This window comes from Rhodopirellula sp. J20-39 (genome assembly GCF_057365095.1).
In genome coordinates this window covers 5,805,392-5,831,549 of the sequence record NZ_CP195123.1, presented here as the reverse complement: position 1 = coordinate 5,831,549, position 26,158 = coordinate 5,805,392, and the positions used below count along the sequence as shown (strand labels likewise).

Genomic DNA, 26,158 nt, shown 5'->3' with positions numbered 1-26,158 from the left:
TTCATGTCATGAAAAGATCCTGGGTTACTGTATGCATGGTCGCGGCCGTGATCTCGACGATGGCCTGGCCAGCATTCGCTGAACCATCCGGTCGGCCCAATATTGTCGTCATCATGTGTGACGATCTGGGGTATTCCGATGTCGGATTCAGCGGTGCGCCGGACATCCGGACGCCACAATTGGATTCGCTTGCCAATGCCGGCACCATTTGCACATCGGGTTACGTCGCACATCCGTTTTGCGGCCCCAGTCGTATGGGCTTGATGTCGGGACGTTACCCGCACGCTTTCGGGGGTCAGTATAACTTGCCACCCGTTCATGCGGGGCTAGACGAATACAACAAGCTCGGTGTTCCTACGTCAGAAACATTGATTAGCACGGTCCTGCAAAAGGCAGGGTACTACACCGGGGCGATCGGAAAGTGGCATCTTGGTGAGGAAGCGGAATACCATCCCAACAAGCGTGGCTTTGATGATTTTTACGGATTCCTTGGCGGTGGGCACAACTACTTTCCTGAACAGTATGCCCCGGCATATGAACGTCAAGTGAAAGCCGGTAAGAAGCGAATCCAAGACTACCTGTTACCCCTGCAGCACAATGGCAAGGCGACCACAGAGGACGAATATTTGACCGACGCGTTGTCAAAGCAGGCCGTCCGTTTTATTGACGAAGCGACTGAGAAGGCGAAGCCATTTTTTCTCTACCTCGCCTATAACGCGCCGCACTCACCGATGGAAGCAAAACAAGAGGATCTGGATTCGTATTCGAATATCAAGAACAAGAAACGTCGCAATGTCGCTGGAATGGTTGCCGCAGTAGATCGTGGTGTTGGCTTGGTGACGGATTCGCTTAGAAAGAATGGGCATTTCGAAAACACGCTTGTCGCATTTTTGAGTGACAACGGCGGCAAGTCGGTGTTTGGCTCTTCCAATGCCCCGTTCCGTGGAGTGAAGGGCGATACCTGGGAAGGCGGTTTCCGCGTTCCGATGTTCTTCCATTGGCCCAATCACATTCCGGCGCAAAGGTATGACTATCCAGTGTCCGCGTTGGATTTCTATCCCACGTTTGCTGCGATGGCCGGTGCGGACATCCCAGCAGCGAAAAAGTTGGACGGCAAGAATGTTCTTCCAAGCCTTGCCGAGGGCTCTAATGCGAGGCAGAGCGACATGATCTATTCGATGCGGCACCGTGGCGGCTACACCGATGTCAGCGTTCGACAGGATGATTGGAAAGCGGTTCGATACGGTAACCAACCTTGGCGTCTTTTTAAGATTGTCGACGATTTGGGCGAATTGAATGACTTGGCTTTAAGCAATCCAGAACGGCTTGCGGAACTCGTCAAGTCGGCAGAGAAATGGAGCCAGACTCACCAGACGCCCCTGTTTTTCGATTCGGTCGGAGCACGCGATAAATGGAACGAAGCGAACATGCCCAACTTTGACCAGACGTTCGAAATCGTAACCGGTGCCCCCAAACTTCAGCCGTCCACTTTCATCACCGACAACGACGCCGCTGAAGTGGTTCCAGTCGCCATTCCCCAATCTGCTCCTCCAGGTATTCGATTGAAAAAGGGAGATAGCACGTTGGAGCATTTCGTGGAAATGGAGAAAGCCAAGTGGGCAAAGAATGGCTGGACCTGGGATCGAGCAAAGGTGGAAGCGTTATTCTCGAAAATCGACGTTGACCGCGATGGCATCGCTTCGGGGAAGGAAAAGAAGGCTCACTGGGCTAAGTAAAACGCCGGGAAAAGAAACTGTCAGGGTAAGTAGACTGATGCTTGCAAACCGTCGGAGCGAATGTCTGTTCTCAAAAGCGTTTGGCGGTTTGTTTCTTTGTCGCAATCACACTGCATAATTTTGAAGCCGTCTGACATTTGCGTTTTGAGGATTTCCGATGATGCCGACACTTCGGATTTCCGACGGGGCGACGTTGAGGAATGATGGCGATCCCCGCTCGCATGAATACCCATACACTGCATTTTTGAAGGATGAATGTTAATGAGATTGATTCCGCTCGTATGTGTCTTGTTTTTATTTGGGGCTTCAGCCAGTCAGGCTGCTGATCGGCCCAATATTTTATTCCTTGCAATCGATGACCTTCGCCCCGAACTGGGGTGTTACGGTTCCGAAATCGCAATCACACCCAATCTCGATAAGCTGGCATCCGACGGGCTGCTATTCAATCGAGCGTATTGCCAACAAGCGATCTGCAGTCCGTCGCGTGCGAGTTTGATGACCGGAGCGAGACCGGACTCAATCGGCGTCGTGGAAAATTATGCGAAGTTTCGGGAATTGAATCCTGACATCGTGACGCTGCCACAGCACTTCATCGCGAATGGTTATGAAGCGGTTTACAGTGGGAAGATTTTTCACAACAAGGCTTCTGCAGATGAGGGAATGTCTTGGAGTCGCCAACCAACCCGACCGAAGGTCAAACGGATTAAAACGGCTGGCGGTTATGCATTGCCAGAAAACCAGGAAACCTGGCGGCAGAACAAAACACTTCTTGAAGCGAAGTATGGTTCGGCGATCGCAGGAAGTGGTCTTGTGCACGGCCCCGCGTATGAATCCGCTGATGTTCCGGATAACACCTACGAAGACGGCTACAACACCGACATTACTATCGCGACGCTAAAAGAGCTAGTGGCTGACGACGACAAGCCTTTCTTTCTGGGGCTTGGTATGAAAAAGCCGCACCTGGATTTCATTGCCCCCAAACGCTATTGGGATCTTTACGATCCGAACGACATTTCTTTGGCGACCCAAACCACACCGCCAAAACATGGGGCCGCGATGGCGCTGCATCCTTCGTTCGAATTACGGGTGCGGGACGGCATTCCTAAAAGTGGTCCCATTGGCCCCGAGCTATCGCGAACGTTAAAGCATGCCTACTTGGCTTGTGTGAGCTACGTCGATGTGCAGATTGGACGAATGATCGATGCGCTCGATGAAGCTGGTGTGCGAGACAACACAATTATCATCTTGTGGGGTGACCATGGTTGGCACCTCGGGGATATGGGCGTTTGGGGAAAAGCGACTAACTACGAGATCGCAACTCGGGTGCCGCTGATGATCTGGACGCCGGATATGCCGGAGTCCGTCCGCGGATCCAAGACGGATGCCTTGGTGGAACTGGTGGACATGTACCCGACGCTTTGTGAACTGGCCGGCATTTCAAAGCCTGAGCACCTGGAAGGTCACAGTTTTCAGCCGTTGACGCAAAACCCGCAACAGCCGTGGAAGTTGGCGGCGTTCAGTCAATTCCCCAATCCCGCACTACGTGAATGGGCTGCCAACCCGCTTTCCCCTGGGATGCGAGAAACGTTCTTTGGGCCACTGATTCAGGAGGTCGAACAGCGGATCATCACGCAACAGGGTGGCAAGTGGAATCGAGAATTGTTCGAACAACATTTGATGGGATATACGATGCGTACCGACCGCTATCGGCTGGTTGTTTGGCAAGATTATCGAGACCCAAACGCGGATCCGATTGATGTGGAGTTGTTCGATCACGAAGCTGATCCTGCGGAAACCGTCAATATTGCGGATGGTGAACCGGAGCTCGTTGCGAAATTGCTACGCCAATTCAAGGCGGGCTGGAAGGCACAGTTGCAAGTTGCGACGCAGTAGCGTTTTTTTGCTTTAACGCTTGCCTATGCCCCACTTCGTCGTGAGTCCTGGTCAGGGATAGAGCTATCGTGCGTTTGGACCTGTTTCGCAATTTCGAACGGTGAACTCAATACGCATTGCCAGAACAGGAATTGGCGTCCAACCGCTCAAGTAATTCGACTAAAGGCAGTTTGCGAAGCATTGATCAGTGAAACTTTTCCCCAGCATCGAGCATCGCGAGGATCTTGTCGAAGCGACGTTGGCGTGTCTCAGGTTTTTTCGCTGTTGTCAGTTGAAGATAGATTGCAAAGAGATTTGACTTGTTCAGTTCAGTAAACAAACGCTTTGCGTTAGGACGACTTTCCAGTGCTTCCAAAAAATCATCTGGAATCGTCATTTCGCTGGACGGAGCGTAGGCGGCTTCCCAGCGTCCATCGGATTGCGCGGCCTTCATATGGCGAAGACCTGGTTCCTGCATTCTGCCCTCTTGAATCAATCGTTCGACATGCTCACGATTTCGTTTGGACCAATTACTGCCTTTCCGTCGAGGCGTGAATCGTTGTAAGTAGGCCGATTCATCCAACGATTTCTTTTGGCCATCGATCCAACCCCAGCACAACGCTTCGATCACGGCACCCTGCCAATCGATTGATTCTTGTCCCGAACTTTTCTTGTAGATCTTCAGCCAAAGCTCAGTTTCGGTTTGGTGGTGATCTCTTAGCCAATCGCGGAATTTGGCCGCTGAAGTGAAAGATCGGAAGCGATTATTGTCGGACATCATGGATGAAATAGGTTCACCGAACCATCTCCTTCTTTTTCAATGTCGATTCTTCGAAGTCCATGATGTTTGGGTAGCTTCTATCGCTTCAGTTGGTTAAACAAGATTTGGGTGCCGTCTTTGCCTGCGACGACAATGTCGGTGTCGCCATCGGCATCGATGTCGGCAGTACGAATCTGCAAACCGGTACCGACATCGCCACTGTTGATGGTATGCCCTTGGTAGGCACCCGATTTCGTATCCCACACGTAATATCGCATGATAGGCGGTTCGGTCCCGCCTGGGTCACGGCCGTTGTGGGCGCGAACGCGTTTGCCGGTCACGATCTCTGGTTGGCCATCACCATCCAGGTCAGCGAGATGTAAGCAGTGAGCTTGAGAGAAGCTTTCATCGATCAACGTTTTCTCAAATTGTTGTTCGCCATCATCATCTTTGCCCACCCCTCGCCACAAGTGAATGCCAAAGTCATGAGCGTTACTGACGATGACATCATTGACTCCGTCGTCGTCCACGTCGTGAATGATCATCGGGCAGGCTCCTTGGATGTCCCATGCTTGGTGGAACTTCCATCGCTGGTTCAGTTCGTCCTCTTGAGGACACTCGTACCATCCTGTTCCAACCAGGATGTCAGCCCGTCCATCATTGTTCAGGTCGCCGAATCCGATCCCATGTCCGGTAGACGACCCGACAAGGTGGCCTGTCATTATCGGAGTCTTATCTTCGGCGCCTAACGACCAAATCATCAGCGGATTTGTTTTATTCCATTGATCGGAAACCCATTCCGGTTGGGCGTCGCCTGCAATGTCGATCAAGTAGCTGGCTTCGTTGGTTCCGTACCCTGTGTCGGCAAGTAGCTTTTTTGACCAGAGCAGTCCTTGGGCTAAGCCTTCGGGGCCGGGATTCTTGTACCAGTAGACGCCGCCCTCGAAAAAGTCCATCGAAATCACATCGGTGTGGCCGTCTTTATCAACGTCATACGCCCATTCGCCATTGGATCGCACATAGCCCGAACGATCTTCGATCAATCGTACGGGACGAGGTGTCCAGTCACCGTTACGGAACCAGTTGCGTCCGGCAACAACATCGAGTTTGCCATCGCCATCGAAATCAGCGACGTCGCAACCTTCATTGCTGTCTACGGCCAGAAGTTTGATGTCGAACGATATCGGGTGTTGAGCGAGGACGGGCAGTGCCAGCAGGGATGACAACAAAAAAGTTAATGGAATCAGTTTCGACATGAATATCGCTTGCATGGAATTTGGATGCCCGAGGGGAGGGAGGATGTGGACAACGAGGTAGGTCGACGCTGGATAGGCCAATGTTTCGGCCGGGTCGAGGTCGATGTGGAGAGGGGCCGGGAGTGTGAAAATCTTGTTAAAGATCAGGTCGTTGGCGGGGGGCATGCGATAGCCGGGACACTGTGCAAAGAATGGAAGTCCCGTGCGTTGTACTGAAGCATTTCATATTCTACTGAGTTGTCAGACCCTGTGTGACGAAACGGCAGCGGGTGTTGTTGACGCCATGATTGCGTTCAGGATTCGATGGCAATGTTCGTGCTGACGGCTCAAGTCAGCGTCTCATTTGGATGTGGCGGAACGTCAGGTTGATCCGTTCGCCTACTTTCATCACTGTCTTAGGGATGTGATGTTTCCAGAACTGTTGCATCGTTCCTGCCATTAAGATCAGCGTGCCATGACCAGCGGCAAAGGTCATCGTTTCTTTGGTTTGATTGTGTCGGATTCGAAACTTTCGCGTGGCACCGAAAGAAAGCGAACCAATCACGTTGCCCATTTCCGGTTCGTCGTCTGCGTGCCATCCCATGCTGTCGGCGCCGTCGCGATAACGATTTAACAAACAATAGTTGTATTTGCCTTGTACCGTCTCAAGTCGCTTTTTGATCTGAAGCATCGTTGGAGTCCACGGCAATGCCACGTTATCCAAGCCAGAGTATCGATACACGATTCCCTCGTCGCCGTAAGAGGCGGTCAAACGAGGCTGCATGTGACCAAATAGAGCGGGTTTTTGCTCCCAATGACATTCGTCTCGCAAGGCGACAAAGTACTGATCCGCTAGATCGGATGGAATGAATGCTTGTTCGTACAGTAAGATTCCGCCATCGGCTAATTTGATTGTTTCCATTACAAGTTCATGACCGTAGACGATTGACTCGATAGCGAACACGGCGAAGTGCTGGCCGGCATGCATTTGAATTGATTGTTATGCTCTCGATCAGGATAAAGGATCTTCGGTCATACAGGAAACCGAGGGGGCGGCTAATCCCCTTCTTGCCAGCAACTCGGTTTGTTTGGCGAGGTTGGCACTGAGTCACTTTTTGACTTCGAGCGATTGCAAAGCGTTGTACCGAGAACGCCCGGCCTTGCCTTTGCGATTGGGCGAAGAGTTTTGCCGATCTTTACAGCAACTTAACAATCGAGATCAGACATTTCGTCGGCCCGATGCCCAGGCAGCTTTTTCTTGAGTATCATGCCGCTCCCATGAACACACCGACACAACCCGCATCAAACGAAATCCCGGCGTCTCCGCGGTTGCCGCGAGGTCTGTATGCGTTTGTGTTGCGGATCGTCGTCGTGATCCAGTGCTTCGGTCTGGGTGGACGCTATCTCTTTTCGGAAATGGAGACGGAAAGTGATATCTATGGTTGGCTGTATTTTGATTGCCAATGGTCTGAATCGCTTGCTCAGTCGATCGACAATGCGGGCGCGTTGATGACGTTGGTCGCCGGTGGGCTGCTGTGCCTAACTGGATGGCGATTGGCAAATCAGTCCAAAGAATCGGCCCGGTACCCAATCTTTCGCCGGCTTGACCGAGCGGCCACATGGTGGGTCGCAGTTTGGATGTTCTTGAATGCAGCGGCCCACATGATGCGAGCGGCGGTGTTCGCCGAGTTATCGCTGGCCGAACACGCTGTGCGTTACGCCGCTCCAATAGCGTTGACGTTATTCAGTAGTGCTGGTGATCGCGTTCGCAATGACAACAGTTGCGACGACGATTCACGTTCCCAGGCAAAACTCGGCAGTGTTGCCGCGAGCCGTAACGATGATGTGACAACGTTCAAGCAAGCTTGTGGGATGCCAATTGCGATCCATGTTTTAGTGGTGGCGGCGGCTTCCACATTTGCAGCACATGGTTACAAAGCGTACGAGTGTTACGCGCCGTTTATCGATCTGATTCTCTTGTCAGACATGCAGTGGACCGATATAGGTTTTGCGCAAGCAACGGCTGAACGCTTGCTGGTCGTGATCGGTGTTGTTGACATCATCGTCGCGTTGGCTTTGTTACTGCTTCGTTCACGACTAGCCGCATTTTATATGGTCGTGTGGGGCTTCGTGACGGCAGCGAGTAGAATGACTGCGTTCGGTTTCGATGCTTGGCCAGAGACACTGATCCGAGTTGCCAACGGCGGTGTTCCGCTGGCAATCTTGATTTACTGGGTGACGATCCGAAAGCCTACCGATCCCACACCCACCGTTTAGAACCTAACGTCGACTCGATCCCAACTTTCCCTCCCGGGTCTCTGCACCTCGCAGCAACCCACCCAATCCTACCTGCAATCCCACTGGACTCGCTTAGCGATGACACGACTTAATATGAAACCGGTGTTGGCTCTCGCCATTTTCTCTGCATCGTTTTTAGCAAACGTTGCAACGGAGGCCGCCGCTCCACTGAAAGGCACACAACCTGCGCAGTGGAGGGTGGTCTGGACCGATGATCCTGCTACCACCGCGACGATCTCCTGGAGCACCGCAGCGGCAGGCAAGTCGCACACCGTTCGCTTTCGTGTCAAAGAAGGCGATGGCGTCGCGTCCGCACAGTTGGCTGATTCTGGACGCTACACCGGAGGTAAGACTGAGTTGTACTATCACCATGCGAAATTGACTGGTTTGCAACCGGGAACCGCGTATGAAGTCCAAATGATCAGCGACGCAGACGAGTCACCCGTATTCTATTTCGTAACAGCTCCCTCGACCGATCGCGACTTTAGTATCTTGCATGGCGGCGATTCGCGTTCGGACCATAAAGTCCGCCGCCGGGTCAACAAAATGATCGCTGATCTGGTTACTTCGTCCTTTGACAACGATGATTTGTCTGACGATATATTGGCCTTCGCCCACGGTGGCGATTACGTCGTTACAGGTACCAAGATGGATCTTTGGTCCGCGTGGTTGTCCGACCACGAACTGACCACCGGTCCGGATGGGCGATTGCTTCCGATCATCCCCGCTCGCGGGAACCATGACAAAGGCAAGCCCTTCAACGAAGTCTTCGGTTTCCCCGAAGGCGACCTGAATTACTACGGTATTAGCATCAGCCCTCAGGTTCGCTTCACGACGTTAAATTCGGAAACCAGCACAGCGGGCGATCAGGCGAAGTGGTTGAAGTCGGAGTTGAAGGAATCGCGAGCGAGTCATCGCTGGTTGCTGACGCAGTACCATCGTCCCGTCTATCCGGCCGTGAAGACACCAGGGCCTGGTTTGAAAAGTTGGGTTCCGCTTTTCGAAAAATACAACGTTGACTTAGTTTGCGAGGCTGATGGGCACAACATCAAACGTACCGTTCCGATCCGTGACGGTAAGCATGATGAAACTGGTGTTGTCTATATCGGCGAAGGAGGTTTGGGGGTTCCGCAGCGAACTCCTAAGCCAGATCGATGGTTCCTGAACTCGCCCGGTATGGCCGACAAGGGGCACCATGTTTTCGTCTTGAAGTTTACCAAGGAAACCATCCACGGAACCTGCGTTTTAGAAGACGGCAAGATTCGCGACGAATTCACGCGGACGGTACGCCGGTAGGTTCGTGATCGTTTGTATTCGAGTCCGAGATCGCCAGTTGGCGATCTCGGATTCATGTTAGTACCGGTCTTGTTCGGGTTCAGCACGAACGACGATGCGATCATCGATTACGTCGACATGGATCACACTCGGACAACAACATACCGGGCAATCTTCGACGTAGGTCTGTTCGCTACCCGCGGCAAGGTCGATTGGGATCACAATGTCCTCGCCGCAGTTGTCGCAAACATAACTGGCGTCATCATCGACGTCGGCGAGTGACGACTCGTCAGGATCGTCCTCCTCGAAGTCAAAAGAGATCTCATCCCAGGTCATCGATTGATTCTTGTCTAAGGGGCGTGAGCCGCGTCGCAACCGCATTCACTCAAGACGCTTCGAACGTCTGGCAATAGCGAAGTCGAGAGTCGGCCAGAATCTTAGATTCTATCCGCCTGCTCCTGTGATGGAAATGCATCCGATCGTCCTCTCCTTGTGCGGATGCGGTGCAGCTTTGAAATGCGTCCTGCGATTTTTAACGACCCGGTTGTGTCGTTCACCAAGCAGGAGGTACTAAGTATCGGTTTTCAGAGGAGGCTGCTACTGATCATTGCCCGACGAATACATGATCGACTTTAATCTTCGATCGGGCGAGCCTGTAGGCTCCAACTATGCAGCATGCCAAAGCGTTCACTGCGGGTGCCTCGAATCACCAACTGCCAAACTCCTTTGATCGATTTCCCGTTGAAAGCGGACAAACCCGGTTGTCTTTTCACCAAACCTTCAGGAAGGAAGCTGCCTTCGAATGGAGGTCGGCCTTTAACGATCGGTGTGCTCGCTTGGTCATCAAAAATGGTCTCGTCGAAGTTGTCGTCCGATCCGCCAACTTCAGTAAATAGCTCGATGCGTTCACCTTCCGGACCGGTTAAGTAAGCGTCTAAGCAGCCAACATACGAATGAGTGATCGAGATTTGTACATTCAGATCAGCGACCAAGAAGTCTTCTTCCACTTCGATTTCGGAAATGACGGTCCGTCCGGGAGGCAGCGGTATTCCTTCTTCGCTTCGGAAGGTTCCGCCGATTGCTGCTCGTAATCCCGCCAGTTCTGGCTTCGTGATCAAACCGTCATCATTCGCGTCCCAAGAGATAAACTCGGCGACCATTTCGGGAGTCGGTTCAGGAGCAAATTCAGCCAGCGAAACTTGATTGTCTCGATTGATATCGCGTTCATAAAACCAGCCCGGGATTCCTTCACCAAGTCCGCCCGCTTCCTCTTGAACTTGTTCCAAGTGGTGGTGAAGTTCTTCTCGCGAAATTTCGCCATTGCGATCCAGATCGATTTCAGCGACTGGCATTCCGAGTTTGGTCGATTCGTTACGGTCCAGCTTTCCGTCTCGATTTTGATCGAACCGTCCCATCACGCTGGATGACAACCAATAAGTGCTCCCACCACGTCGCCGTCGATCGCGAGAGTCGTCTCGTCGCGGGCTAACCTTCGATGGTTCAATTCCGTTACCAGTCCGTCGAGCTTTTTGGATCAACTCGCTTGAATCGCTCGATAGCATGCGGCGGCGAGCGTAACGCTGCGCAAGTTCCAAGCGGCTCAAACGATCATCTTTGTTTAAGTCGTTTGCGAACGGATCACGGTGCGTCCAATCCACTCGTCGTGCCTCTTCGCGATCAAGCGTTCCATCTTTATTGCGATCGTATCGACGGATCGTGCGTTCGGCTTCTTCGACATCCGCTTCGGTGTATGGGTACTTCACATCACCAATCCCGAATTCAGGGATCATCGGTTCATGTCGAGTCATACCAAAGGGGCGCAATTGACCAACGCGTTCCGGTTTGACTTCTTCGCGAGTGACACCGTTTTGTTTCGCGAAATAGATCCGAGCGGCTTCTTGCAGTTTGTCGATCGGGTTGGGACGCGTGAGCGATAATCGTCGGGATTCAGCGATGCGTTCAAGATACGGACGTGACAGCGGTGTGATCTCGTTTGGGTCAATCTCGCCGTTGCCATTCGTATCGAGGCGTTCGAGCGATTCACGCAGCCCGGCTTGTGCAAATACGTTTTGCCCGACGCAGCTGAGTAGAGCGGCAGCGATAATAGCCAAGGCGACTCGCCTGGAGATCTGGTTAGCAACGCGAAGCACGATCGCTAATGTCTTTGGATGATGTAGGTGGCAAACAGGAAGAGGCAGGGCATTCATTCGTTACCGCCCTGTTTTCGATCGAGGCTTGGTCGCCGAGGGACGGCTTCGCGAAGTTTCAATCATCAGTCCTTGCAACGCTTCCTCGACCACCAACACATTGCTTGGCACGACCACTTCGATTGATTGAACACCGCGTGAATCGATCAAACTGACCAAATCCTGCACCTCCTTGAGGAGACTGTCCGGTGCGGTGATTACCAGCGAATTGCTCGCTTCGTGCACTGCGACAGTCATTTTGGGGGCGAGGTCCTTGGGTTGCGACGCTGCCTTTGCCATCGCGGCCAGTTTTTGAGCTGCATCCGCCTTACTGGTCCGTGGATCTGGCGCCGCTTTCCGATCTGCTTGTCCACTTCCTGATTCCTTTTCGTTGGAAACAACCCGGTTGCCGAACGCTTGTCGGATCACTTCAGCCGCTTCGGTTGCGCGGATGTTGACTAGCTCAACCACCTGCGGTCTTCCGTTGGTCAATACATCGGTAATGCCTTCCGGCTTGTCGATGATCTTCAAATAGTATTCCATCCTCTCGATCTCGTCGGTCGCCCCTTGAGCGATCAGGCGATTCAATCGAGTGTCCGCGACGACTGTCATTGAGTCGCTGGTCAACGTCAACGTTCCCTCCGATGTCGATAGGTAGCTGCTCGATAGAAACGATGATTGCGCCGACATGTAGCCGTTCACAAGTGTCCCCATGTCGGCTTCTTTTGCGGACTCGCCGCCATCGAGTAGCTTGGCCAGCATTCGCAACGCGTCGTCCGCTTTGGTGTATTGCATGTAAAACACGATCGGTTTGGACGTGGCGGTGTCGGTTGGACCCACAATCACGCGGACCAACTCTTCGAATTGATCAAGTGCTTCCGTATCCCGAGACTGAAGCAACAAACCACGCGGGGTCACCTGACATCGAATCGGTGCGTCCTCGCTGACGAAGGTTGGACCTACCTTTCCGACCAGTGCGGTTTGCCGCGTGACATCGGTGAATGATCCGTCATGGCGTGGCGATCGAGAAGGACGATCCGAATGTGGGGTGTCGTCATCGCGTGGGTTCACATCGGATGGTGAGTTTTCGTTGGGTGAAGGATTCGCTTCAGTCAGCGGTGTGTTTTGAGTTGGGGAGTCTTGGGAAGGAACCCGTTCGGACGGAGCGGAATTCCAAGCGTCCGAAGAAATTCGAGAGATGGGATTATCGCCTTGCCAAAACTGAATGGCCGTTTGCAAGATGCGTTCGGATTGCGCGCCCGGCATCGGCAGCACTCGCATGTCCTTGCCGGTACTGGTTGATTCGCTCGCTTCGAGATCTGCAATGATTTTCTTGATCTGTTCGATTTGTGGTTTTTTCGCACGAACGAACAATCGTCGGTTCCCAGCGTCGGCATCGATCTTGGGAAGGTCTTGACTGATCTCGTCGTCATCGTCGAGCGTTGATGTCGGAAGGTCGAGCATTTGTTCGAGCAGGCTGATCGCGTAGTATGCATCGATCGTTTTGAGTTGGATCACCTCAAAGTCGGCGTCGGATGCCTCCAATTGCTCGACTGTCATTTCGATCTCATGCTGCGTTTGTATATCAGCGAGTGCCACAATACTGCCGGCCGTCTCATCGATCGATAATCGTACGGGTTTGCCCGCCAACAGCGTTTGCAACACGTCATAGACCATTCGCACGTTGCCACCCGCGACGAGGTGCGATTTCAGGATCGAGTCTCTTTGAACCGCCATGGCATCCGGATCAGGTTGGTCGATTGCGTTGACCAATCCCTCGATAACCTTGATTTTGTCTTCGACGCCCGTAACGAACAGATGTTTGCCCAACACGTCAGACGACAAACTTACGTCGATGCCAATCATTTCGCCGGTTGCCAATCCCAGATGGGGCCGGGCCACTTCCAACACATCTTCGGCATTGACATGCTGAAGATGAAAGCTCTTAACCATTGTGCCGTTCTTCAAGGCGGCAGGCTCAAACGAATCGAGAATCGCCTGGACGCTTTGTAGCTTTGCCACCGTGTCAGTGATCATCAATTGGTTGGTCACCCCTAGTACCGATGGGGGCGTCATCAGTTGCAGTGATGACAGTTCCTTCACCGCATCTTCCGCATCAAGTTCATTCAATCGAAACAAACATTTCACGACTTCTTGGCCGTTCCGTGTCGATAGATCTTCAGGGGTGACCATCTCGGCGATGGCGTCGAGTTGAGCAAGGCTTCGGGGATCGGTCAGATTGACGACCGCCAATAGATTGCCAGAACGCACGATGGCGAAACCTTCAGGGATCAAGAACAGGTTGACTCGATTGATCGCCTCTTCCGGGGTGAATGTTCCGTTGTCGCTGTATGTGAAGCTACCGGTCGGCAATTCGCCAAACTGCAGAGCAAGCCCCGCTTCATCGGCGACCCACTCGATGACATCTCGCCATGGAGCCGCATTGAAGGAAAATCGGAGTTCGGAATCCAGTCGCAGTTGTGCCGGATCAGAAGAGGTTTTTGCGGGTGTCGCAGGCTCCGAAGGAACAGCTTCTGGTGACTCAGCTTGCTCCGTTGTGGGTTGCTTGCTCTCGCTTCGCATCAGACCTGCCGGATCCGTTTCGATGGCAGAGGTTTCTGATTCCGAAGAGGCTGGTAGCGGAGTGGCTTGCGGTTGACCTGGGATTGGATCGGCCGGGACGACTTTGGTTTGCTCGAGCGTGGACTCTGGGGGCTGCGCGATCGCTGGCAAAGCACCTAGGAAGATCGTCGGGGCACATAGCAAATAGGCCACGTAATCACGGAATAACCTAAGAAAACTGGGGGAATCGAATCGGATCATGGGATTCACTCAGGTCTTGCCATCGTATTTTCACCGCAATTCACAATGGTCAGTGAAGGCGGCAACGGCAAAATGGCGGTGGGAACGCGTGAAAGCCTGAACTTTCGTGCGTGGAGGGTGGGATGTCGTGTGGGTAGTCAAACTCCCACGGCAGGAGACTATAGGGTAATCGACAGACACCTTACGTGGCAAATGTATTTCACGCCTCCGTTCAGGGCCTGTCTCTTGAAAATAGGACTTTAGGCGGAATTCTTTGCTAGCTTTTTAGGCCGTTTCATTCTGAGTATCAGCAGATGGCTACTAGATGCCGGCCTTTGTTGGTGCAGGCCTCATCGGGCTGGAAGTGATTCCAGGCACCGAATGATGCGATTCTTTGGCTCGCTTGGCTGGTAGCCTGTTTGGCGATTGACGTTGTGATTCATTGCCGTTTGTGCTTCGCTGCTCGCGTGATGTCCCGAAAACAGCCTCAGTGAGCGACGATAATGATACGCGACATGGATTTGATTCGAGCTATTGTGCTTGCGATTCGCAATCATGAGGCACGCCCGTCGGCTAGTGAAATACAGGGGCAGATCGGCAATGTCGACGATGGGGTATTTGTCTATCACATCGAGTTATTGACTCAAAGTGCGATGATGATCGGTATCGATACGGGAGTGAGGAAGGATCGATACGGCAAGGCAAATTTGTCTCTGAGCTGGGCAGGTCAGGAGTTTGCCGACAACGTCATTGATGATCGAATTTGGGTGGGGGCCAAACAGACTTTGGATGCTGCAGAGCTGAAGTCCGCTTCGTTTGAAGTGTGGTCGCAAATTGCATTGGCAAAGATCAAAGAATTGTGTGCCGCTGGTTCTGGCCGTTGAAACGATTGCTCGCATAGATCCTCTTGGGCGACTCCTGAATGTTGCCCGCTGGCGGAGTTCGACTCAACAGATCGTCAGAAGCCACTTTGAATGATAAGCTAGCTATCCTGTTTTGGGGCGAGTCGATGAACAACTAACTTAGCGAGGCCAGGCTGCCTCCTTTTTTCTCTGAAACCCCGACTAACCACTTCGATCCAGTATCAGTCAAAGCACTGAAGCCATGATTCAAATCGGTAGAACTTACGATTTACAGGTGCTCAAACAAACCGATTTTGGGTTCTATTTGGACGCTGAAGATCTAGGTGAGATCTTGTTGCCTAGCAAGCATGCTCCAGATGACTTGGAAATCGATGATCTTATCGAAGTCTTTCTGTATCTGGATTCTGAAGATCGCCCCGTCGCTACCACACAATCGCCTGAGGCGGAGGTCGGCGAATTTGCGTATTTGAGGGTGAAGGATAACACCCCCGTTGGTGCCTTTTTGGATTGGGGATTGGATAAGGATATTTTGGTCCCGTTTGCAGAACAACACCGTCCTATGAATGTGGGCGATTCCTATCTAGTGTTCTTGTATCTCGATAACCAAGGACGGATTACCGCGACATCGAAGATTGACAAGGTCGTACTCGATGATGACGAGCACAATTTTCATCCGCAGCAGATGGTTGACTTGATCATTGCGAACAGCACGGACTTAGGATTCAAAGCGATCGTGAATCACAGTCATTGGGGTTTGCTTTACAAAGACGAAGTTGATCAACGTCTTAGCTTTGGCCAAAGCATCCAAGGCTATGTGAAGCGAGTTCGTGAGGATGGGAAGATTGATTTGAGTCTGAAAAGTAGCTGGGAAATCCGCGACAGTCACAGTCAAGTGATCCAAGACTTCTTGCGAGATAATGATGGATTCGCACCGATCCATGACAAGTCTCCGCCGGCCGAGATTTTCGATTTGCTTGGTATGAGCAAAGGCCAGTTTAAAAAGACGATTGGATCGTTGTACAAACAGCGAATTATCACAATCGAGAAGGATGGCATCCGATTGGTCTGATCGCTCTTTCGGCGAGAAACCGTGTAAACAAACGACCATCTCTAAGGCAAACTGCCGTTTTTAGGCAAGGCAAAATTCGCTCGTCGTTGTTGAACGACTGAGCAAAAAAGTGTCACCAGTTTCGAAGCCTCATGCCACCGGCCGAACCTGAAACGTTCAAAGCAATCGGCTGTAACCAAAACCAATTGCTGAACTGGGAAACCTAAAAGTTTGAAAGTGTTTAGGGATTCAGAACGACCTTGATGCAACTGTCGCTGCGTTGCTCAAAGGTTTTGTATAGGTCAGGTGCTTGATCGAGCGTGCCCCGATGGGTTATCACGAACGAAGGATCGATGTCGCCTTCAATGATCTTCTGTAGCAACGGCGTTAAATATCGCTGGACGTGAGTTTGTCCCATTTTGAACGTTAGGCCTTTGTTCATTGCGGGGCCCATCGGTATACCATCGACCGTACTCGTGTAGACGCCGGGAATTGAGATGGTTCCGCCTTTGCGGCAGCACTTGATTGCCTCGGTAAGGACGTAGGGATGGTTTGCCGGCACATGAGCTGCCTCTTTCACGTCGTCAATTACTTCGCGAATTCCGCCCGCCGCATGAGCTTCCGCACCGACGGCATCGATACATCGGTCGGGGCCACGGCCCTTCGTCATCTCCATCAAACGGTCGTACACATCTTCTTTCTCGAAGTGAATGGTCTCGGCTTTGCCGTGGTTGCGAGCCATCTCCAATCGTTCCGGTTCGCGATCGATGGCGATCACCCGTCCCGCGCCTAGCATCCAGGCACTTTGAATTGCGAATTGGGCAACCGGTCCGCAGCCCCAAACTGCAACGGTGTCGCCCGGTTCGATACCGCAGTTCTCCGCAGCCATATAACCTGTCGGGAAAATATCGGAAAGAAATAGCACCTGATCATCAGGGATTCCGTCGGGAATTTTGATCGGACCGATGTCTGCATAGGGAACCCGTAGGTATTCCGCTTGGCCACCTGCGAACCCTCCAAGCATGTGCGAGAAGCCGAGCAATCCCGCTGGCGACTGTCCCATCACTTTCGCCGCCTGTTCCGCATTAGGATTGGATTCGTCGCATAGTGAGTACTCCATTCGTTCGCAGAAGAAACAATGCCCACAAGACAGGGTAAATGGTACGACGACTCGGTCGCCTTTGCTCAACTTGGTGACTGCGTTGCCTACTTCAACGACGACACCCATAGGCTCGTGCCCGATCACGTCGCCTTCCTGCATCGTCGGCATGTATCCGTTGTAGAGATGTAGGTCGCTGCCACAAATAGCCGTCGAGGTGATTTTGATGATGACATCGCCGGGATCCAAAATTTTAGGATCCTCAACGTTGTCTACCCGCATGTCCTGACGCCCGTGCCAACAAACCGCTTTCATCGTTCATTCCTTTTACGTGTGATTGAAGATTCGATGAGAGTCGAACAAGCACTTCCTGTGCCAGCGACAAAACGGGAGCCAATTGACTGTTAAACGTATTGGTAGCGGCAATAGGATCGACTATTGGGAACGCTACGTGCTCAAACGTTTGCAGCGACTGAATTTCGGACAGTGGGGCAAGGCAAATTCACATCGCGGTCACCGGGAGGCAAATCGTTCAGGTTGGTCGCTGCCAAGCCGCTTATGCAAATTCGTCGTAAAGTCTCCAACCACCATGAAATATCCGAAAACCCCCGATGGTCGCTACTTCGTGCATCGAGAAAGGTTGTGGCGGTGCAGCAACCCCGCGCTGAGCGAGCAGGTCCGACAAGAGCTCGTGAATCAGTTGATGGAAGCGCGTCGCGACGTCCGGCGAAGCAAACAACTACAGAACACAAGCTCGCTGGCGGATGCCCGTCGCCGAGTGGATGCGGCTAAAGTTGCTCTTGGTGAAAGAGGAGAAACGTGGTGGGACGATGATCTCGACTTCAATCGACACATGATTCAGAACACCCCGTACGCCGAGTGGTGGATCGACTCAGCCAATGGAGAGGCCAGCTCGAAGGGTGAACGATAATCGGTAACCACGCAGGTGCACACGAGAACTTAAGAGTGCGTGATTTCGCACGCAGTTGCCTTTAGGAGTTGGGTCTACATGGGTGACCCCTTTATCAGGGCAATCTGGTTTCTTGGAGGCATGGCAATTAGAAGCAGACTGAGATCGTTTCGACTGCACTGGTGAGTACGCCGCGCGGAAAAGGCCTATTTGATCCGTCTAGGTAGTTTTGAGTTGGGGAGAAACTTGCTTGGTTTGGCTCGATTTGCATTTCACCCCTGCCGTGGAGTGGGGGGCGAGGTGTATGTTTGCAGGTTCGTTGATTCAAGTGTTACGCCTACAAAGAACTTTGATGCCAACTGTGACACGTCCTCGTCAAAAAGATGCGGCCATATCGAACACGCGTAGTGAACGCTCAAGTTCGCTCGACAACTCCGATTTGCCCGCGGAAGTGGATGGCCCTAAGCTGACTCCCGATGGACATACGATGTCAGCGATTCGCAAGGACTACTTGATTTTCTTTGTTGCGTTGCATTCACTCGCGTTGCTTGCTTTATTGCCCTACTTTTTCTCCTGGGCGGGCGTGGTGGCATTCTTGGCGGGTGTCGTTGTATTCGGTCAGATGGCGATCCCGATTGGTTACCACCGTTTGTTATCACACCGAAGTTTCAAGTCGCCGAAATGGTTCGAACGGTCGTTGGTGACCTTGGCGATGTGTACCGCTCAGGAAACTCCTGCACACTGGGTCGCTTGGCACCGCATGCATCATTCGCATTCAGATCACCAGGAAGACCCGCATTCGCCACGGATTAGTTTCTTGTGGGCTCATGTGCAGTGGCTGGTTCACGAGACCCGGACGCCGCTGGCCACATACTCGATGTACGAAAAATATGCTCGAGATATCTTGGCGGACCCGTATTACCGTTGGCTTGAAAAGCTACCGATCGCCGCGGGGATATTCTATTTTGCACACGCCGGCATTTACGCGATTATCGCCAATCTCGCCTGTGTTGCGATCTACGGGAATACGTACGAAGCCTATCGGATGGCAGCCAGCATCTTTGTATGGGGCGTGATCGTGCGAACGGTTTGGGTGTGGCACATCACTTGGGCGGTGAACTCATTGACGCACGTGTTTGGTTATCGCAATTACGACACTACCGATGACAGCCGCAACAATTGGTTTGTCACGCTGTTGACTGCCGGCGAAGGTTGGCACAACAACCATCACGCCGACCCCGCGAGTGCTTCGGTGCAACACAGGTGGTGGGAAATCGATCTCAATTACTACGCAATACGACTTTTTGGCGTGCTGGGATTGGCCACGGACATTATCAAACCGAGGCATCTTCGTCAGAACGCCAATCGCGGATAGTGCCGCTTCCCGCCTGCTTCCGAGCAAGCGGCGTTAAAGTGGCATGCTGTCGATTTTGTGAGTTATTTTCGCCACACTCGTACGCGGTGGTTTTCGCTGTCCCCGATGTAGATCGATCCGTCGGCGTCCACAAACACACCATGCGGACGTGCTAGCCGGCAAGAAAGTGGATCTTCGCCGTCAGGGCCATCGCCTTTGTGGCCGTTTCCTACAAGCACTTCGATGGTGCCATTTTGGACATCGAGATAGCGAACCGAATGTGATTCCGTATCAGCGAGATACACATTGCCGTCGGCATCAAGGCTAACGCATTTCGGTCCCGAAAGCGTCGCTTTCAACGCCGGTCCCCCATTTCCTGTGAACCCTTTCTTCCCTGTTCCAGCGACTCGGTGAAGGGTATCGGCTTCGGGATCGAGTAGCAGCAATGCATTGCCTTCGCGTAGGGCAAGGTAACATTTGCCGTCTGCTCCGAAAGCGAGTGCCCGAGGGCCGTTGAGGGATGATCCAGTGATAGCAGAGCCATCGGGAGCAGTCGTTCGTTCACCGGTTCCGCTCCAGGTTGAAATAATTCCGGTCTGCATGTCAATCTTGCGTATTCGATGATTCAAAATATCACAAACGTAGAGATCACCGGATGAATCGAAGGCAATGCTGTGCGGTTGATTGAAGGTTGCCTGAGTCGCGGGGCCACCATCGCCGCCAAAGCCAGGTTCGCCTGTGCCGGCAATGGTTGTGATGATGCGTGTCTTCGCATCTACTCGGCGTATGTCATGGTTGCCTAGTTCGACGATGAATAGATTTCCTGCTCGGTCCCAGGCTAGTTCGTACGGCATGTTCAGTGATGCCTGTTCAGCACGACCACCATCACCGTGATGTCCCTGTTTTTGGTTGCCGGCGTAAGTCTCGATGACGCCGTCGTGCCTTATTCGGCGAACGCGATGGTTGTCGACATCGCAAAGGTAGAGCATGCCATCAGGCCCGCGGGCAACTGCAAAAACATTGTTCAGTTCAGCTTCGATCGCCTGTCCCCCATCGCCGGAAAACCCTTTTTGCCCCGTGCCCGCAAACGTTGTCACGGTCGCAGAAAATCCGGTGCTGGCGTGCAATAAATTTATTGCCAGTACAAGCAAAATTGAAAGGTTCTTCATCTGTTTTTGTTGCCTTGCGAAGGTGTGGGTTCGATCGACATGCCAAGCCGAGGCGATGGCTTGCCGCGTCTCTAGATGTTTCGCTCGCCAATATACTCCAGCGGTCGGGCCCGATGGCTTCCGTCGGGGTTTAGGATTGTTCAGCCCATGGGGTGGACAAAATGTCGTCAAATATCCGCATATTCGTACGACAATTAACGCAATAGAAACCGCAATGAGAGACGGTGTTGGTTAACAAGGGCTTGCGCGAGACAGTGAAGCGCATTGCCGAGATCGGCAATCGTTCAGTACTGCACTATCATTCCGAATGCTGAGCTTGTTTGCGATATTCGGTTGGGGTCACCCCCGTCGCAATTCGAAACGCTCGAGTGAAGGCGCTCTGGTCATAGAAGCCGCTGTTCAACGCGATTTCGGAGATTGAGAGTTTCGTTTCGCACAACATTCGAGTGGCGACCGCGATCCGCGTCTTGCTGATAAACTGAGTTGGTGTCAAACCGAACAATCGCTTGGTCAGGCGGGCCAGTCGTTGCAGCGACATTTCTGATCTCTCAGCAAACGCTGATGGCGAGCTGAACTCCGATAGGTTCTGTTCAAACTGATCCAGCGTAATTGCGAACTCCTCAGGGATCTCGTGGTTTTCCACCGGGACTCGGACGTCACGAGAAAAGCCAACGATCCCGACCACTTGCCCATCTTCGTCCACGATTGGAAGTTTGGTAGTCAGACACCAGACAGGTTCGTTAGGCAGGTGCCACTGCATCTCGAGGTGGTCGATCAGTGGTTTTCCTGTTCGCAGGACTTTGGAATCTTGGTCGGTGGGAACCAAGCCGAAGCGTCCAACACAGATTTCCGCTGGGCGTTTTCCAATTGCATCCTCGCAGCGTTTGAGCCCGTGGCGATGGGCCAGCGATTTATTAACCGCGAGATAACGCCCATTGGCGTCTTTGACAAAAAAAGCAACGTCAGGTGCCCGTTCGAAAAGCTGGGTGAGCAGATCGATGTCGATTGACCGTACCTTTTGCGCCGTGCCGATGGACGCGGGATTGGATGAGCTCGTCATGCGATTCGTTCTAGATTGTTTATGCGAACTGCGAATAGTGGTTCATCAACGATCAAGTGTTGATTGAGTTAAAGCCTCAAGTGAAGCAAGAATCTTACGTGTACGACCTATTGGCGAGTGTTCGCTGTGATACTTGTGTGTCACTAAGCGGCCCAATCGATTGCAAGGCTCGGTAGTCCGTCGGAATTGTCTTCCTTTCGATAACAGCACTGACCGGACAGGCTATGTGATATCTCGCCTCATGTGGGGTTTGGGCAAATCGTGTCTCTAATATCTTAGCTTTGTCCAGTGATGTGTCGCGGTACGGTACTATGTGATTTTTACACCCCACTCGGTATTTGAACCAGTTCGAATGGGTTTTGCTGCAATAGCCTTTGTGACTTCGACTACCCCACTCTTATCAATGACTGCTTCGGCTTTAGACCCGTAGTGTGTTGTTGTAACCGGAGCATTTTCATAGTAAGTGACGCTTAAGTTCCCTTGTCATGAAATTAAGGGCCAAGCTCCTGAACACGCCAAACGAACAAGACGCAGGGTGTGGTGGCAGGCTCCTTTGGTCGCTGTGCATGTGTGGGGGGCTGTTTTTCATTCAAATAGTTGGTGTCATTCTTCATTGGCCGGTTCGGCAATGGCGGCTTCGAACGCAGCCTCGCCTCCGACAACAGGAATTGAAATCGTCGTGGCCGAAAGATCAACGGTCAATTGAGTCCCCGGCGACGGATGAAGCGTGAAGTCGCGGTCACTCGAAAAGATCATTAATCCGATCTGTTGCCCCTTCGCGATAACTTGGTCATCTGGCTGGAGATCGAATGACACATCATAAAACCGACCGGGCTCCAAAGGCTCGCCTTGCGTTAGTGACTTGTGGTTTTGTGGGTCAGCCCAGCCACGCGTGATCACGTTGTCGGTGATCTTCGCTTCCTTACCCTTGGTCCAAGGAAGCGAAACCAGCCACACGGAAAGATTAGCGGCAGGGCGATCGCAAGCGAGGCGGATAGAAATCTCAGGTGTGCCGGATAGATGAATAGGCTCGTTCAAAGTTGGAGACACATACATCAGACGATGTTGCGTCCATTCTGCCTGAGCTAATGCGGCACCGTCAAACGAGAAGTTATCGACGAGTGTTTCCTTAGCAGGGGCAGTTGGCTTTTCGAGGGTAAGTGTTCCCTGTTGAGGAGCATTGCCAACAAGATGGAATTGGACTTGTTTCGCTTCTGGGTGAGGGTAGTCCGCGTAGGCGGTTGGTTCATCTTGCTTGTCGTCTTCGCGTACAATCCAAGCGTGCGGGTCGTCTTCAACTCCATTTTGAACATCGTGAAGGAAACGCGTGAACCAACGGTTCATTTGCTTGATCGGCGGAGGGCCGCCATGGCCTCCTTGATGAAAGAACACTTGTGTCGTGACGCCATTGGCTTTCAACGCTTCGTAGATTCGCACGCTATGTTCGGGGACTACGTTCCAGTCATTGAAGGCATGCGACATCAGCACGGCAGCCTTCACTGGTTTGATGTCGTTCAGGTAATCGCGTCCGGCCCAAAACGGATTGTAGTCGCCGCTGACGCGATCGAACTGCTTCAGCATTTCTTCGTCGCGAACGTTGCAGTCGCAATATTCACGTTGTTCTTCTGGGCCGCTGTGGACATAGTCGTACAGGTAATCGATGTCCTCGCCTAAGTAGCCGTAAGGATGTCGGATGAGTCCGTTGGACCGGTAGTAGTGGTAGTACGATGTGTTTGGGGCGACCGGAATGATCACCTCAAGTCCCTCAACGCCGGTCGATGCCGCTGCGAGCGATAGCGTGCCGTTGAATGAGGTTCCGGTCATGCCAACCTTGCCCGTGCACCAGTCCGCAAAGACTTGTTCAGTGCCATCGACGGACGTGAAACCCTTGGCTCTGCCGCATAGCCAATCAACCACCGCTTTGGGAGCCAGTGATTCGTTGTCGCCTCCAATTGTGGGGCAACCTTGAGACAAGCCCGTGCCGGGAGAAGACGAATGGACGACCGCGAATCCGCGCGGTACCCAATCCTTGGTGTGACGTTTGGAAATGATCGGCCGGCTTCCTGTGCGTTCCACTGGCGGCATCGGCTTGCGTTGATTCGGCTCCGATTCCAATTCTTGGCGTACGTCCCAGAAGTACTCATCGCCTTTCGGGCCTGTGCCAGCAAAATAAGGACTGCTAATGTAAACCGCAGGAAGCTTCAAGCCTTCGGTTTGAGTTTGTCGTGGACGTGTGACACTGACATGCATGCGATCCAATTTGCCGTCACCATCGCTATTGAATTCGGTTTCGACCCAGAGGTCCTCTCGGATCCAGTAATCCGGATCCTCGAACGCCTTCACGACTTGAGACTCCCCATCCTTGAAAGTGGGCACTGCGGAGTCGGAAGTGTCTTCGGCGGCTAACGTTGGTTCGGCTATGTTCGAAAGAAGGAACACGATGACAAACGCCAGTTGCCGGAAAGGACCGCGATGCAGTGTGGTGTAGGTCAAGGTCATGCGAGGAAGTTCCTAGATGGTTGTTACACGTTGAGTGATCGAAAGATTGGTCTTGCTATGAGCCTAGTCTGTCGCTGATTTAACGTTGCATCAAATGCCTGCGACAAGTTGCACTTTTCAAGCTAGACCCGTGATAGAGATAGGTTGATATGAAAATACACTTCTATATCGCCAGCATATCTTCTAGAAGTGTATGTAATGCTGAATGCAACGCTTGACCAAGTTCATCGGATGTAGGGGCGTTTCATTAAGCAGTCCCAGGTTGTTATGGCAGGATGGTTGGCCACAAAAAGTTGCGTGTGGTCAACGAACCCGCTACTCGGGGCTATCGTATTATTGGTCGCAAATGCATTAGAGTGGCAGGTGACATGGTATGAGGTTTAGCCAAACCGCATATGCGATGGTCGTTGCGTCGGTGCGAATCCGCTGTCGCACCTAGTCTCTTTTGACATGGCGCCTGCTCTACGATATTCGCTCCATTAGGTATGCAACATTACCGATGCAGCCTCGTGAGGGTTGGGACGTTATCGATTGCCGGTATATCCGACGGGCCAGCGTTTGCGTCGGGCCAGCATATCCGTCGAGCTAACGAGGGCGACCTCGCTATCGGATGGCTATGTGGGCTCCGTGACTTGTTACGAAGCTGATTTGTCGCTCGACCAGACCGGATCGCCAAGCACGTCTTGTTTGGGTTCGATTCCCAGCCCAGGTTGCGTAGAGGCTGACATTCGTCCGTTGACACGCTGTGGTGCACCATCCGCGATCGAAGTCGTCACGTAACTGTTAAAATCAGTCGACGTGAATTGGAATTCTCGTGGAGTGCCTTGAGACAAGTGGGAGATAGCGGCAGTCACAATATCACCGCCCCAGCTGTCTTCCAGTGTCATTGCGATGCCCAGTGAAACGCACAGGTCTCTTGCTTGCTTCGCTCTCGTCAGGCCACCGAACTTACTAATTTTAATGTTCACAACATCCATTGCCCCGTCCGCAGCACCTTGCAGAATCGCGGCGGTGGAATCAATGACCTCGTCCAGTACGAAAGGCAACGTTGTGTTTCGTCGGATGCTGAGGCATTCCTTGTACGAGGGACAGGGCTGTTCGATGTAGACATCAATGTCTTTCACAGCATTGACGACTCGCATTGCTTCGTGCATTTTCCAGCCCGTATTCGCGTCGGCAACCAACTTGTCACCTGGTTGAAGCACTTCGGCCACAGCACGAATGCGAGCAATATCCTCATCCGGGTTTCCGCCTACCTTCAGTTGGAAACGACGGTATCCTTCCGCTCGGTAGTCAGCAACATTCGTGGCCATTTCCTCAGCGGGGCGTTGAGAGATAGCTCGGTAAAGAATGACGTCTTCTTCGTAACGACCACCCATCAGCTCGCATACGGGAAGTTCAGCCAACTTTCCGAGAATGTCCCAACAAGCCATGTCGATGGCTGACTTCACATAGGGATGGCCCTTCAATTCGCGATCCATCTTGTCATTGATAACCAACAGCAACCGTGGGTCATCACCGATCAACGCCGGAGCCAATTCTTCGACACCGGCTCGAACGCCTCGTGCGTAAGCAGGAAGGTATACCGGTCCGAGGGGGCAAACCTCACCATAACCAGTGATACCGGCATCCGTTTCAACTTTGACCACGGTGGAGTCGAAGACGTCGACGCTTTTGCCTTCCGACCAACTGTATCTGCCTTCAAGTAAAGGCAGGTCTACTTGGTAAACACTGATGCGAACGATTTTCACGATGCGACTTCCGGTTGTATGTGGTGTTGTCTTGCGGCAGTTACCAATTGAATGCCGTCCAGTACCGATCCGCCCATGACAACTTATCTGTTGTTGAGCACTTGCGACAAGGTGATGCTCAATCTTTGAGAAGTCAAAATCGGTCATGTTGGAGGCAAAGTAACATTTTAATCTGCGGGCGCCTTTAGCTCGTCTAATGGGTGGTTGCGCTGCCTGCTAGGGCGAACAAGTTCATGTGCAG

At 52.5% G+C, this 26,158-nt stretch carries 19 protein-coding genes; 8 read left to right on the top strand and 11 right to left on the bottom strand.

The window, feature by feature from the left end:
- The first annotated feature begins 8 nt into the window (after window positions 1–8).
- Both ACR3ZL_RS21250 and ACR3ZL_RS21245 read left to right on the top strand, forming a co-directional pair.
- Window positions 9–1,736 carry a sulfatase-like hydrolase/transferase gene (locus tag ACR3ZL_RS21250; RefSeq protein ID WP_486172944.1) on the top strand — a complete coding sequence of 576 codons (1,728 nt, stop codon included), beginning with the start codon at window positions 9–11 and terminating at the stop codon, window positions 1,734–1,736.
- Between the two features lie 261 nt (window positions 1,737–1,997).
- Window positions 1,998–3,629 carry a sulfatase gene (locus ACR3ZL_RS21245; RefSeq protein ID WP_473651087.1) on the top strand — a complete coding sequence of 544 codons (1,632 nt, stop codon included), beginning with the start codon at window positions 1,998–2,000 and terminating at the stop codon, window positions 3,627–3,629.
- A gap of 184 nt (window positions 3,630–3,813) precedes the next feature.
- Here ACR3ZL_RS21245 and ACR3ZL_RS21240 read toward each other — a convergent pair whose 3' ends face one another.
- From ACR3ZL_RS21240 to ACR3ZL_RS21230, 3 genes are all read right to left on the bottom strand, one after another.
- Window positions 3,814–4,389, bottom strand: coding sequence for a YdeI/OmpD-associated family protein (locus ACR3ZL_RS21240; protein WP_473651088.1), 576 nt, complete (start codon window positions 4,387–4,389; stop codon window positions 3,814–3,816).
- Window positions 4,390–4,466: 77 nt separating this feature from the next.
- Complete coding sequence (locus ACR3ZL_RS21235; protein ID WP_473651089.1) at window positions 4,467–5,624, bottom strand: FG-GAP repeat domain-containing protein; 1,158 nt, start codon at window positions 5,622–5,624, stop codon at window positions 4,467–4,469.
- A gap of 331 nt (window positions 5,625–5,955) precedes the next feature.
- Window positions 5,956–6,525, bottom strand: coding sequence for an alpha-ketoglutarate-dependent dioxygenase AlkB family protein (locus ACR3ZL_RS21230; RefSeq protein ID WP_473651090.1), 570 nt, complete (start codon window positions 6,523–6,525; stop codon window positions 5,956–5,958).
- A gap of 356 nt (window positions 6,526–6,881) precedes the next feature.
- On the opposite strand from ACR3ZL_RS21230, the gene ACR3ZL_RS21225 reads away from it, so the two are divergent.
- On the top strand, window positions 6,882–7,880 hold the full coding sequence (locus ACR3ZL_RS21225; protein ID WP_473651091.1) for a hypothetical protein: 999 nt from the start codon (window positions 6,882–6,884) through the stop codon (window positions 7,878–7,880).
- Window positions 7,881–7,979: 99 nt separating this feature from the next.
- A complete protein-coding gene (locus tag ACR3ZL_RS21220) occupies window positions 7,980–9,197 on the top strand; it encodes a purple acid phosphatase family protein (protein WP_473651092.1) in 1,218 nt (405 codons plus the stop codon).
- Window positions 9,198–9,254: 57 nt separating this feature from the next.
- Here ACR3ZL_RS21220 and ACR3ZL_RS21215 read toward each other — a convergent pair whose 3' ends face one another.
- The 3 genes from ACR3ZL_RS21215 to ACR3ZL_RS21205 form a co-directional block, all read right to left on the bottom strand.
- Window positions 9,255–9,557 (bottom strand): zinc ribbon domain-containing protein, encoded by a 303-nt coding sequence (locus ACR3ZL_RS21215; RefSeq protein ID WP_473651093.1) that lies wholly within the window; start codon window positions 9,555–9,557, stop codon window positions 9,255–9,257.
- 251 nt (window positions 9,558–9,808) lie between these two features.
- Window positions 9,809–11,383 carry a proprotein convertase P-domain-containing protein gene (locus ACR3ZL_RS21210; RefSeq protein WP_473651094.1) on the bottom strand — a complete coding sequence of 525 codons (1,575 nt, stop codon included), beginning with the start codon at window positions 11,381–11,383 and terminating at the stop codon, window positions 9,809–9,811.
- A gap of 3 nt (window positions 11,384–11,386) precedes the next feature.
- Entirely contained in the window at window positions 11,387–14,185 is a 2,799-nt protein-coding gene (locus tag ACR3ZL_RS21205) for a secretin N-terminal domain-containing protein (RefSeq protein ID WP_486172943.1), read from the bottom strand.
- 494 nt (window positions 14,186–14,679) lie between these two features.
- Here ACR3ZL_RS21205 and ACR3ZL_RS21200 point away from each other — a divergent pair, with 494 nt between their 5' ends.
- Together ACR3ZL_RS21200 and ACR3ZL_RS21195 are read left to right on the top strand one after the other, a co-directional pair.
- The gene (locus tag ACR3ZL_RS21200; RefSeq protein ID WP_473651099.1) at window positions 14,680–15,048 is read left to right on the top strand and encodes a DUF2513 domain-containing protein; all 369 of its coding nucleotides are present in this window, start codon (window positions 14,680–14,682) and stop codon (window positions 15,046–15,048) included.
- 220 nt (window positions 15,049–15,268) lie between these two features.
- Complete coding sequence (locus ACR3ZL_RS21195) at window positions 15,269–16,096, top strand: CvfB family protein (protein WP_473651100.1); 828 nt, start codon at window positions 15,269–15,271, stop codon at window positions 16,094–16,096.
- A gap of 220 nt (window positions 16,097–16,316) precedes the next feature.
- On the opposite strand, the gene ACR3ZL_RS21190 is transcribed toward ACR3ZL_RS21195, so the two are convergent.
- A complete protein-coding gene (locus tag ACR3ZL_RS21190; RefSeq protein WP_473651101.1) occupies window positions 16,317–17,489 on the bottom strand; it encodes a zinc-dependent alcohol dehydrogenase in 1,173 nt (390 codons plus the stop codon).
- A 274-nt stretch (window positions 17,490–17,763) separates the two neighbouring features.
- Between ACR3ZL_RS21190 and ACR3ZL_RS21185 the strand changes: the two genes are divergently transcribed.
- Together ACR3ZL_RS21185 and ACR3ZL_RS21180 are read left to right on the top strand one after the other, a co-directional pair.
- On the top strand, window positions 17,764–18,105 hold the full coding sequence (locus ACR3ZL_RS21185; protein ID WP_473651102.1) for a hypothetical protein: 342 nt from the start codon (window positions 17,764–17,766) through the stop codon (window positions 18,103–18,105).
- 331 nt (window positions 18,106–18,436) lie between these two features.
- Window positions 18,437–19,459: an acyl-CoA desaturase gene (locus ACR3ZL_RS21180; protein WP_473651103.1), complete on the top strand. Its 1,023-nt coding sequence runs from the start codon at window positions 18,437–18,439 to the stop codon at window positions 19,457–19,459.
- A 62-nt stretch (window positions 19,460–19,521) separates the two neighbouring features.
- Here the strand turns inward: ACR3ZL_RS21180 and ACR3ZL_RS21175 are convergent, their stop codons facing one another.
- From ACR3ZL_RS21175 to ACR3ZL_RS21160, 4 genes are all read right to left on the bottom strand, one after another.
- Entirely contained in the window at window positions 19,522–20,607 is a 1,086-nt protein-coding gene (locus tag ACR3ZL_RS21175) for an NHL repeat-containing protein (RefSeq protein ID WP_473651104.1), read from the bottom strand.
- Window positions 20,608–20,905: 298 nt separating this feature from the next.
- Entirely contained in the window at window positions 20,906–21,667 is a 762-nt protein-coding gene (locus ACR3ZL_RS21170) for an AraC family transcriptional regulator (protein ID WP_486172942.1), read from the bottom strand.
- Window positions 21,668–22,270: 603 nt separating this feature from the next.
- Window positions 22,271–24,166, bottom strand: coding sequence for a Xaa-Pro dipeptidyl-peptidase (locus ACR3ZL_RS21165; RefSeq protein WP_473651106.1), 1,896 nt, complete (start codon window positions 24,164–24,166; stop codon window positions 22,271–22,273).
- 635 nt (window positions 24,167–24,801) lie between these two features.
- Window positions 24,802–25,917, bottom strand: coding sequence for a cis-3-hydroxy-L-proline dehydratase (locus ACR3ZL_RS21160; RefSeq protein ID WP_473651107.1), 1,116 nt, complete (start codon window positions 25,915–25,917; stop codon window positions 24,802–24,804).
- Between the last annotated feature and the right edge of the window lie 241 nt (window positions 25,918–26,158).

Excerpts from the sequence above, each read along its gene's own strand:
- ACR3ZL_RS21250 (WP_486172944.1), top strand. The coding sequence starts at position 9 with ATGAAAAGATCCTGGGTTACTGTATGCATGGTCGCGGCCGTGATCTCG.
- ACR3ZL_RS21245 (WP_473651087.1), top strand. The coding sequence starts at position 1,998 with ATGAGATTGATTCCGCTCGTATGTGTCTTGTTTTTATTTGGGGCTTCA.
- ACR3ZL_RS21240 (WP_473651088.1), bottom strand. The coding sequence starts at position 4,389 with ATGATGTCCGACAATAATCGCTTCCGATCTTTCACTTCAGCGGCCAAA.
- ACR3ZL_RS21235 (WP_473651089.1), bottom strand. The coding sequence starts at position 5,624 with ATGTCGAAACTGATTCCATTAACTTTTTTGTTGTCATCCCTGCTGGCA.
- ACR3ZL_RS21230 (WP_473651090.1), bottom strand. The coding sequence starts at position 6,525 with ATGGAAACAATCAAATTAGCCGATGGCGGAATCTTACTGTACGAACAA.
- ACR3ZL_RS21225 (WP_473651091.1), top strand. The coding sequence starts at position 6,882 with ATGAACACACCGACACAACCCGCATCAAACGAAATCCCGGCGTCTCCG.
- ACR3ZL_RS21220 (WP_473651092.1), top strand. The coding sequence starts at position 7,980 with ATGACACGACTTAATATGAAACCGGTGTTGGCTCTCGCCATTTTCTCT.
- ACR3ZL_RS21215 (WP_473651093.1), bottom strand. The coding sequence starts at position 9,557 with ATGCGGTTGCGACGCGGCTCACGCCCCTTAGACAAGAATCAATCGATG.
- ACR3ZL_RS21210 (WP_473651094.1), bottom strand. The coding sequence starts at position 11,383 with ATGAATGCCCTGCCTCTTCCTGTTTGCCACCTACATCATCCAAAGACA.
- ACR3ZL_RS21205 (WP_486172943.1), bottom strand. The coding sequence starts at position 14,185 with ATGATCCGATTCGATTCCCCCAGTTTTCTTAGGTTATTCCGTGATTAC.
- ACR3ZL_RS21200 (WP_473651099.1), top strand. The coding sequence starts at position 14,680 with ATGGATTTGATTCGAGCTATTGTGCTTGCGATTCGCAATCATGAGGCA.
- ACR3ZL_RS21195 (WP_473651100.1), top strand. The coding sequence starts at position 15,269 with ATGATTCAAATCGGTAGAACTTACGATTTACAGGTGCTCAAACAAACC.
- ACR3ZL_RS21190 (WP_473651101.1), bottom strand. The coding sequence starts at position 17,489 with ATGAAAGCGGTTTGTTGGCACGGGCGTCAGGACATGCGGGTAGACAAC.
- ACR3ZL_RS21185 (WP_473651102.1), top strand. The coding sequence starts at position 17,764 with ATGAAATATCCGAAAACCCCCGATGGTCGCTACTTCGTGCATCGAGAA.
- ACR3ZL_RS21180 (WP_473651103.1), top strand. The coding sequence starts at position 18,437 with ATGCCAACTGTGACACGTCCTCGTCAAAAAGATGCGGCCATATCGAAC.
- ACR3ZL_RS21175 (WP_473651104.1), bottom strand. The coding sequence starts at position 20,607 with ATGAAGAACCTTTCAATTTTGCTTGTACTGGCAATAAATTTATTGCAC.
- ACR3ZL_RS21170 (WP_486172942.1), bottom strand. The coding sequence starts at position 21,667 with ATGACGAGCTCATCCAATCCCGCGTCCATCGGCACGGCGCAAAAGGTA.
- ACR3ZL_RS21165 (WP_473651106.1), bottom strand. The coding sequence starts at position 24,166 with ATGACCTTGACCTACACCACACTGCATCGCGGTCCTTTCCGGCAACTG.